Annotated in this window: 8 protein-coding genes; 1 reads left to right on the top strand and 7 read right to left on the bottom strand. The window is 34.8% G+C overall.

The window, feature by feature from the left end; genetic code table 11:
• Positions 1-119 precede the first annotated feature (119 nt).
• The 7 genes from HNS40_RS20840 to HNS40_RS20810 form a co-directional block, all read right to left on the bottom strand.
• Positions 120-1,208 (bottom strand): transglutaminase domain-containing protein, encoded by a 1,089-nt coding sequence (locus HNS40_RS20840; RefSeq protein ID WP_172284598.1) that lies wholly within the window; start codon positions 1,206-1,208, stop codon positions 120-122.
• An 858-nt stretch (positions 1,209-2,066) separates the two neighbouring features.
• Complete coding sequence (locus HNS40_RS20835) at positions 2,067-3,260, bottom strand: hypothetical protein (RefSeq protein ID WP_172284596.1); 1,194 nt, start codon at positions 3,258-3,260, stop codon at positions 2,067-2,069.
• Between the two features lie 7 nt (positions 3,261-3,267).
• Positions 3,268-3,954: an ABC transporter ATP-binding protein gene (locus HNS40_RS20830; RefSeq protein ID WP_172284595.1), complete on the bottom strand. Its 687-nt coding sequence runs from the start codon at positions 3,952-3,954 to the stop codon at positions 3,268-3,270.
• Between the two features lie 118 nt (positions 3,955-4,072).
• Positions 4,073-5,305 (bottom strand): ABC transporter permease, encoded by a 1,233-nt coding sequence (locus tag HNS40_RS20825; RefSeq protein WP_172284593.1) that lies wholly within the window; start codon positions 5,303-5,305, stop codon positions 4,073-4,075.
• 12 nt (positions 5,306-5,317) lie between these two features.
• On the bottom strand, positions 5,318-6,601 hold the full coding sequence (locus HNS40_RS20820; protein ID WP_172284591.1) for an ABC transporter permease: 1,284 nt from the start codon (positions 6,599-6,601) through the stop codon (positions 5,318-5,320).
• A 152-nt stretch (positions 6,602-6,753) separates the two neighbouring features.
• Positions 6,754-7,527: an outer membrane lipoprotein-sorting protein gene (locus HNS40_RS20815; RefSeq protein ID WP_172284589.1), complete on the bottom strand. Its 774-nt coding sequence runs from the start codon at positions 7,525-7,527 to the stop codon at positions 6,754-6,756.
• A 2-nt stretch (positions 7,528-7,529) separates the two neighbouring features.
• Positions 7,530-8,126, bottom strand: coding sequence for a TetR/AcrR family transcriptional regulator (locus tag HNS40_RS20810; RefSeq protein ID WP_172284587.1), 597 nt, complete (start codon positions 8,124-8,126; stop codon positions 7,530-7,532).
• Between the two features lie 479 nt (positions 8,127-8,605).
• Here HNS40_RS20810 and gldA point away from each other — a divergent pair, with 479 nt between their 5' ends.
• Positions 8,606-9,517: a gliding motility-associated ABC transporter ATP-binding subunit GldA gene (gldA, locus tag HNS40_RS20805; RefSeq protein WP_172284585.1), complete on the top strand. Its 912-nt coding sequence runs from the start codon at positions 8,606-8,608 to the stop codon at positions 9,515-9,517.
• Positions 9,518-9,865 lie beyond the last annotated feature (348 nt).

Genomic DNA, 9,865 nt, shown 5'->3' with positions numbered 1-9,865 from the left:
AACAACCACCGGCAGAAAGGTCACCTTCAGTCGTTTCTTGCTAAAGCAATATTATGAAAATAAGTAATGAAAAACACATATATTTGAACCTAAATTAAAATAGTCCGATTAATAGGGGGCTAGACCATTTGCTCATTAAAGTACAACATGTTACTCTCAATAGATTTATGAATATTGTCCATTTGTTTTTGGATATTTTGATTGGGACTATCAATATGTTTTAAATATTCAATTGACAAAAAAAAAGAATTCTCAACACTATCTAAGATTATTATTAAAACAGAATCATTTTCAATCGCGGCAAATTGTTTGTTTCTATAATCAATAAACCGATTAAGTTGAAATATACCTTCTTTATATGAATTCAGAGCTATGTGATATGTATCTATTGTTTGATTGTATGAATTATCGTCTATTTCTTGTCTAAATTGATTGATAATGGTAAATATAAAATAACTATTTATACCATTATTCTCTAATCTTCTTTTTGTATTGATTAATTGTTTTGTTATTGATAAATTCTCAAAAACAGTAAGAGAATCATCAAAATTAAAATAAGTATTATTACTCTTAGGCTTCTTCCTTTTGGCACAAAAATTATTATTAGTAATAGGGTAATATAAAAATTGAAATAATGGATCGAAAGGCATATGAGTACGTATTGCTCTTTTAGGGGACATTTTGTAATAATATTGGTCTATTTGTTTTATGTAATTTCCATTCGATACTGAGCCTGACCCCCATGTAGGGTCGAATATATACCACTTCGAATCAATCATTCCAGCACACCAAGAATGAGGGGTGTAATCAATTTCATTATCAATTTTCGTATAACCTGTAATAACAAAACTTTTAATTCCTAACCTATTGGAAATATCACTAAATAATAGGGCATAATTGTAGCAAATTCCTTTGCGAGTTTTTAGGGTTTTTGAAATTATCCCAATCGTATCATAATCAAATGAGTACATATTCTCAATATCATAATGAATATTCTTAGCGATCCAAAAATATAAAGCTTGAATTTTTGAGTCTTGAGTAGAATATTTTGAATGTATATAATTGGCAATGTCTTGTGGACATAAAGTTAATGAATTGGGGATATTAATTATAACATTATCAAAGGTCAACTTATTATTCCTTTGCTGAGCATTTAGAATTCCACTAAGCCCGATAAAAACTATTAATGTAAATGCTATTTTTTTCATTTTGCGTGTTTTTTGCTGGTGTTTGTTATTCATAAAACTCTATTCCAGACTTTTATGAGGCTATTCTTTTATCTTAATCAATCCGTACTGACCTTGCTACGGAGCAAGAGCCGGAATGTGGAGCTCAGCGTTGCTAGTTTATTTTGTTTTTTTGGGCAGCAAAACCTAAAGTCCTTTGGACTACATGGGCTGGCATTTGCAAGCTTTTTGACAAAAATTTGGATAAGCATTGACTCATGCGTGTTTGGAAATTAAGTTTGCCAATTATTTATTTATTCATATCGCAGATATCCATAGGCTTAATTCAGTTTCATAATACCTTATTTGATTTAAAATGAATTTAATATGTTCAAATATAATGCCGTAACCGTAATGTATACATAGTCAAAGTTTTATGGTTTCGTATTGTAAAAGACGTTGTAAATTTATCTTACACAAGTGTCAAATAATTTAACATGATTTTTTTTGAAATAGGTTTTATCTCAAAGTGTTTTTTGCATTTTATAATAGAAATATTGGGTGTGAAAAATAACTCTTTTGCAAACTTTGGTTTGTAGTGCTGGCATACAGCGGTTTGAAAGTGTGTTGTTTATTGGGGCAAAATTAATTCTCTCGCACTAGACACTCTACCAAAAGAGCACCAATCCGATCAAACTGCTTTTTGTAATTATTTCAATCTTTTATATATCGTATCAATGTGGCGTTTGCGGTTTTTTTCACTTGTATACGACGATCTAAAAATGGGGTGCTTGGCATTATATAACTTTTCTTTTTTTATTATAGAACTGTAAAGATACTCTGACCCTCCTAATGATATGTGTGATAAGCGTATCTTCTTAATAAATTATGAAAACTAGACTAATTAGAAAAAGCCCAAGAAATACGAGCAAAATACATCTGACCATAGTCTCCGTATTCTGATCCGGATTCTCCGAAAAAGGTTTGGGCAATGAAGTATAAGGACACATCCTTTGTTAATGAGAAATCAACAGAGGGGCCTAAATAAAAACTACCATCAAAGGGATTGATGATTCCTGACATATCAATCTTAATGAGAGGAGTCAAAGGATAAGAAACTTGAGCAAAAACTTGAGCCATTGATAAAGTATAATCCAAGGCAGAAATATTATCCATCATCACAAAGAATCCTCGACCTGCTTTTCCTGTGCTTCCATTGGAATTATAGAGTAGAGAAGTATGTAGAAAAAGTCCTTTTGAGAAGGTATAGTTGAACGAGACAGTAGTAATTAAGGTTTCCTGGAATGCAGTGTCGCTAATCATGGGAGAATAATAGGAGGCTTCACCTGAAAAACCTGCTCCTTTAATACTTCCCGACCAACCAAGGCCAGCAACAAAATATTCTTGATTCATCACACCACCCATCAATTGCCAATCGTAATTCCATTGGTTAAAAACATAGCGAGCGGCGTAGGTACTTCTTTCTTCATAGTCAATTTTATAGGCTACATCTAATGTTGAGGTATAGCCAGTATAATATTGAACCCTGATGGCATCACTTCCTGGCCTTTCGGGATAGTTGAAATTCAAATAATTAAAAGTATTGAAAATATCATTGGGTTGCCAAACCATATTCATTCCCCAGTTGATTCTTTGTCTACCAATCTTGGCATTAAATTTCCCCAACTCTAAAGTGGCAAAAAGCCTATCGATATTAGTATAGAACACACCATTATTACTTTCCGACCATTTCTTGGTTAAATTCAAATATCCATCATCATATACCAGTAAATCATTATAGGCACCATCCAAGGCTTTATTGGTTTGATAAACCATATTGCCAAAAGTGAAATTATTTCTAATTCCAGCTTCCAAGCTTAATTCATTTATGGGATACCAACGTAAATTGATTCTATTATTCAGCTCAGTATAGGTCATGATTTGATCGCTAGAAATTCCTATGGCTGAAAGGTCAGATTTATTATTGGCCATATAAACAGGCATACCTTCTATGCGCCCGTCAATTTCAATTTTCTTTTGAGCTTGAGAGTTAAAAGCCCATAGCAATAATAGGAAAATGATTACCTTTTTCATGATTAGTTTATTTTCTAATTTCGTCAGAACTAATCTTACCATCAGTAAGAGTGACAATTCTTCGTGCTCTATCCATTACTCGTTGGTCGTGAGTAGCAAATAGGAAAGTGATATTTAGCTTCTGATTTAAATCGGCCATCATATCTAATAAATCTCCTGTGGATTGTGAATCTAAGTTGGCAGTGGGTTCGTCAGCTAATATGAATTTTGGTTTACTAGCCAAGGCCCTAGCTACTGCTACTCTTTGCTGTTGTCCACCCGAAAGTTGATTGGGGCGGCTATTGAATTTATCTCCAATGCCTACCTGCTCTAATAATTCCTTGGCTCTTTTTTCTCGTTCGGCTTTTGAAACTCCTTGTAACTCCATGATAAAGGCCACATTTTCAACAGCAGTAAGCACAGGAATGAGGTTGTAAGCCTGAAACACAAATCCAATATGATTTAACCTAAAATCGATGAGTTGCTTTGAACTTAAGCCAGAAATGTCTTGTCCATCTATTTTTACGCTTCCGCTTGTGGACACATCCAAGCCACCCACCATATTTAAAAAGGTTGTCTTTCCGCAACCAGAAGGACCAACAATAGCTGTAAATTCACCCTCCTCAATTTGTAAGTCTATTCCATTAACGGCATGAACAGGAACTGTTTTTTCATTATATGTTTTTCTGAGGTCTTTTATTTCTATAATTGACATGATATATATGTTTTCTTGTTTCTTGTTTTTTTTTAATTGAAAGGTTTGAAGCTCGAAGCATGAAGTTTGAAGCTTGATTTACTTCCTGCTTCCAACTTCTAACTTCCCGCTTCCCACTCTAATCCCTCACTGCTTCTGCGGGCTGTAATTTCAAGGCCTGGCGAGCAGGAAATATGGAAGCAATAATGGCTGTGATAAAGACCAAAAATGCCACGCTTAGATAAAATTCGATGCTAGATTTTGTGTAGATAATGGTATCAAAACCCAAGGAATTCATTCCCTTCCCAAACAAGGATAAATCTAAGCCAACTCTTCCGAAATAGCCAATAACTAAAGCCGAGAAAAAGAGACCAGTAATCGCGCCTACGGAGGAAAGGAAGATAGTTTCCCATAGAATCATACTAAAGACTCTTTTCTTGTTCATTCCAATCGCCATGAGCATTCCAAGCTCACGAGTTCTCTCCATCACTACCATAATCATAGTGTTTATGATTCCAAACGCCAGCGCAATTAAAATAATGATGATGAAGAACCAAGCAAAAGTATCCATGCTTTGAATCATCATATTTAAACTCGGATCTATTTCTTTCCAATCCTGAACGATGATTTCTTTTTGATCCACTTCTGTTTGGAGGAGGCTTATCATTTCATCTTTTGCCTTTAAAGTGAATTGGTCGTCATCCATCGAAATAGCAATCTCAGACACATAGTTTTGTGGAGTTTTGAGAAGCTTTTGTAATTCATCTTTCAATACAAAAACATGAATCCCATCAAACATATCGTTGTTTGTATTATAAATACCCCAAACTTTAAAGGCAGCATAAACCACTTCTCCTTCACCATCTGCCATCGATAAAATAACTTTATCTCCTATATCGGCATTTAGCTTTTCCGATAGTTTTTTGCCAATAAGAATAGGGATTTGAAAGGAGGCTTTTAGATATTCCCCTTCATAAAGCTTTTGATGAATTTTAGTCACTTCCTTTTCCATTTTTGGGTCGATTCCATTAATCATGACTCCGGTATTGGCTTCAGCAGTGCTGGCCATTCCTGTTTCATTAATTCTGGGACTGATACCCTTAATGCCTTCAACAGCTTTAATTTTATCTATCACTGCAATGCCATTTTCAATTCCATTGTTTATGGATTCGTCTAAAAGAAAGCTAGGGTGATGTATTTGTATATTAGCAGTCTCGTTGCTAATTACGGCATTGATTCTTTGGTCTAGCATCCCCACAAAGAAGGCATTGGTAAATATACCGCCAAAGAGACCTACCGCTATGGCAAGGATAATTATTAAGCTACGAAGCTTATTACGCCAAACATTTTTCCATGATATTTTTATATTCATAAGGCTTATTTTTTAACGTGCATCAGTAGGTTTAATTCTCATAATACTATAGATAGGGTAGAGGGCTGCAATAAAGGAAATCAATAAAATAACGATTCCTTGCCCAAAAAATATCATAGGGTCCATAGAAAATGGAAGTATAGGTTCTATATTATAGGATTCCATCATGGTGGCCATTTCTCCTTGTAGTAGAATTGGATTTACATTGAGATAATAAACAAAAGGAAGACTGAGGAGGATTCCTATGACCACGCCTCCAATTCCTAAAACTATCGTTTCAAATATCATCATCAAGGTTAATCTGCTTTTTCTCATTCCCACAGAAACCATCACAGCCATTTCTTTTCTTCTTTCTAGGCTGATCATAATAATGGTTCCCAATAATCCGAAACCCACAATTACATAAAGTAGTCCCATCATCATAATTCCACCAGCATTATCAAGTTGAATAGCTTGAACGAGTTCGGCGAGCATGCTGCCCCAAGTCATTACCTCGTATTTTTCGCCAAGGGTTTTTGAAAGCTCTATTTGGGTCTCCTCTATTTTTTCAGGATCATGTAAATCTAATGATATCGAGGTGCAAAGATTGGGAACGTAGGGGCTAAATACATACTGAGCTTCTTGTAAACTCATATAAACCATAGAGCCATTTTGCTGAGGAGTTGGTAAGCTAATAATTCCTCTAATGGGGAATAAGCCAAAGGCACTGTTTCCTTGATAGCCGGAACTGATAATCACCAAGCTATCTTGCAGCATTTCTACATTTTTGAAAAATGTCATACTTCCGTCTTCTTCAATTATAGTATCCTTGGTGATTTTAGCCAGTTTAAGGAATTTGGCTAAGTTCTCGGCTACCAATATGCCATTATCATGATTGCTTAAGTAATTACCCCAAATGATTTTCTTGGCTAAAGCGGTATGTCTGTTTTCCAATTCAGGATTTGCACCTATAACCATACCTGCTTTAGTTTGATTGCCTGAAGAGCACAGTCCAAAATTACTGAGCCTTGGTGTAACTTCCTTCACATTTGGAATAGAGCGTATGCTTTCCCTGAGTTCTGGTGATATAACCATGGCTTTATTGATGTTTTGATTATCCCAATATCCATCTTTGTGAATCTCGATATAGCCCACTTGATTGATGCCACCTTGAATCATTTGGCTATAAGTACCCTTTTGCATGGAGCGCATAAATACCGAGAGAAATACTGCCATGAAGATGGCGGCCATTGTAATCAGTGACCTCCTCTTGTTGCGCCATATATTTCTCCAGGCTATAATTAATGATGTTTTCATAATTTGTTATTTGTCCTTGTTGAGACATTGATCTTGTACCCTGAGTTTGTTGAAGGGTATTATGCTTATTGTTATTTGGTTTGAAGCATGAGGTTTGAAGCACGAAGATTCTTCCTTCTTCCTTCTAGCTTCCAACTTCTAACTTTTTCTTTTTATTCTGGACGTATCCTCTTCATCATCTGCTGAGAGAACATCTTTTCATTAATGTCCTTCACATTGTACTCTGCATCTGTTATTATCATGATGGTTTTATGACCTTCCTTTTTTACCGGAATCATTTCCATGTAAGAAGGGAGTTCGCGATCTCCAAACATTTTTACCTTTGATGAACTTTGAACATTTACCAGAACTCCATCTTCATCGTAGAATTCGCTTTTTAGGCTAAAGGATTTTTCTTTGCTTATCCATAAGATGACTTTTCCCCAAACAACTGGAGCAGAAGGGAGGGGCGTCAATTCAATTTGATAACATGGCATTCCATCAATTTCTTCTTCCTTTAAAAATTGATGGGTGTAATCCACTACCAATGAACTTTCTTTCATCAATTCATCATTATTAAAATCAGAACCCATCCAGCTCGACATCATCATGCTTGGTGGAATCTTAATCATTCTCCCAATACTGGGAATCCAATTCCACATATTCTTCTCTCTTTTTAAGAATACTTGTCCTTTATCTCTGGCGGGTGACATAATATAAATCAGATAATTTTCTGTCCCTATGCTCCAACTTTGCATGCTCACTTCTCTGGTCCATTCAGGACGAATGATTTTCATGGTCATGGTGGTCTTACTTGTTTTTCCTAGAGTGATCTCATGAGCCTTTTTTACTATTTCTTTTGCTTTTTCATCTGTTTGTGCCTTTGAAGGAAAGTTGAGGGCTAACCCAACTAGTAAAAGACAAATCAATATTATTCTTGTTTTCATATCTATTTATTTAATTGATATATTTCACATAATCTTTTGATACAATACTCTTTAGGAAAAGCCTGAGGATTGATGAGATAGTTCATTCCAAAACCATCTAGCATAGCGCCAAATAACTGAGCCTCCTGTAAGGGAGTGTCAAAACCCAATTCTCCGAAAATAGCAGCTAAATTTTCAAATACAGGCATTAGAGTGACCATCATCTCTTCCATGACTAAAGCTTGGACTTCTGTTTGCATCATGGTGGAGAAATAAAGCTGCCAATGCTTCTGGTCTTCATCCATCATATCGAAACTTTGTTCTATCATTTTCTTAAGTTGGTCTTTGGCATTGTCTTCTGATTGTTTCCCATATCCTCTCAATAGATATTTGATTCCATCAGACATAACCTCGGTAAGCAATTCTTCTTTGTTTTGAAAGTAATTATATAGGAGGCCTTTAGATATTTTGGCTTCTGTTGCTATTTGACTGATGCTTGCTTTGTAATATCCATTTTTGGCAAAAATTTCGAGGGCAGCATCGAGTATTTGTTGCTTTCTTTCTTGCCTAATGTTTTCGAATTGTTCTTTTGTTCTTGGTGACATATTTATTGGTCTCATTCTTTAGTTGAAACTGTGTTATTTAGTATTTCAGTTTCTACAAGTTTTGTGGTTCGAAGTCGACAGTCTGAAGCTAGAAGTAAATCTACTTCGGGCTTCCAACTTCCAGCCATATTTAGTAATTATTACAACGAATTTCATTCGTAAAACAGACCTATAATGCTTTCGGTACAAAGAGATTTGTCTATTGACTGAACGATTGGTCAAAATTAGTAAATATTTTCAATTGACCAAGCGTTTAATTAAAAATATTTTCTTTATTCATATTGTTATTGCGATTTTGTTTTGATTGTAAATTGTGGAGGTTGAATAAAATACATAGGAGTTCAATTTGGAATACAGCACAATAGTCTACAAGATAGAAGGCTTTAAGCTGCTGTCTTGGTACTTCCGACCTTTTTCTTTTTTTGAATATATCTTTGAAATACTTTTGTTCATTGGTTTTCTAAAAATCTGTATTTTCGCAAAAAAAATAAAGCATGACCATTGAATTGCAAAATATAACCAAGCTTTATGGAGAACAAAAAGCATTGGATCAAGTTAGCTTAACTATTAATAAAGGTGAAATCACGGGTTTATTAGGACCTAATGGAGCTGGTAAATCAACAATAATGAAAATTATTAGTTGTTTTTTGCCTCCAAGTTCCGGAGAAGCACGTGTTTATGGTTTTGATGTGATGGAAGAACCTTTGAAAGTGAAGGCTAAGATTGGTTATTTGCCAGAGCATAATCCTCTATATCCGGAAATGTATGTTAGAGAATATCTCCATTATGTGGCTGGGATTTATAAAATGAAAGATAATATTGAGGAGCGCATTAATAAAGTGATTGAGTTAACAGGATTAAAAGTAGAACAAAATAAAAAGATAGGAGCTTTATCAAAAGGTTATCGTCAACGAGTGGGTTTGGCTCAATCCTTAATTCACGAACCAGAAATACTAATCCTCGATGAGCCAACTACAGGTTTGGATCCCAATCAGTTGGTGGAGATTCGCGACTTGATTAAGTCTATAGGTAAGGAGAAAACCGTTTTGCTTTCTACACACATTATGCAAGAAGTGGAAGCTATCTGCGATAGAGTTATTATTATTAATAATGGTAAAATTGTTGCGGATGATGCAACGTCCAAATTGAGTAAACTTCTTGGAAACACAGAAACCATACAGATAGAGATGGATAAAAAAGTTGAGCTTTCTGAATTGAATAAAATCAAAGGAGTTACAAATGTGATTAAAATAAATGATCTTTCATTTGAGATTATTGCTTCTGGTGATGAAGAAATCAGGAAATCATTGTTTCAGTGGGCAGTAAAATCAGATATTCAAATACTGAGCATGAACAAGAAAGATAGTAATCTGGAACATGTTTTCCATCAATTAACAAAGGCATAAAGGAGAATATTCAATAAACCATTGCGCTTATTCATTACTTGGCTACAGATGTTCATTTAGGACATTTAGTTCAAATATGCATCTTATATTTGCCCTGTTGTTTAAGATACCCTATTTAAATAGGTTAACGCATTAAATTTACTTCTCTCCAAGAGTCAGGCAAGCTTCCCCCCAAGCTTGCCTTTTTTTATCTCATTAACTGAAGTTTCGCACCGTTATATACTGAGCATTTTAGAGAAAAAATGCAGCATGAAACCTTGGGAATCCCTTGGTTTTATTGTATCTTTAGGTTACCACACAAAAAGTACAAAACATGCTACATTACGAAGATATCTCAAAAACAGAAGA

The organism is Lentimicrobium sp. S6 (assembly GCF_013166635.1).
GTDB lineage: Bacteria > Bacteroidota > Bacteroidia > Bacteroidales > UBA12170 > UBA12170.
This window is presented reverse-complemented; position numbering and strand designations above follow the sequence as displayed.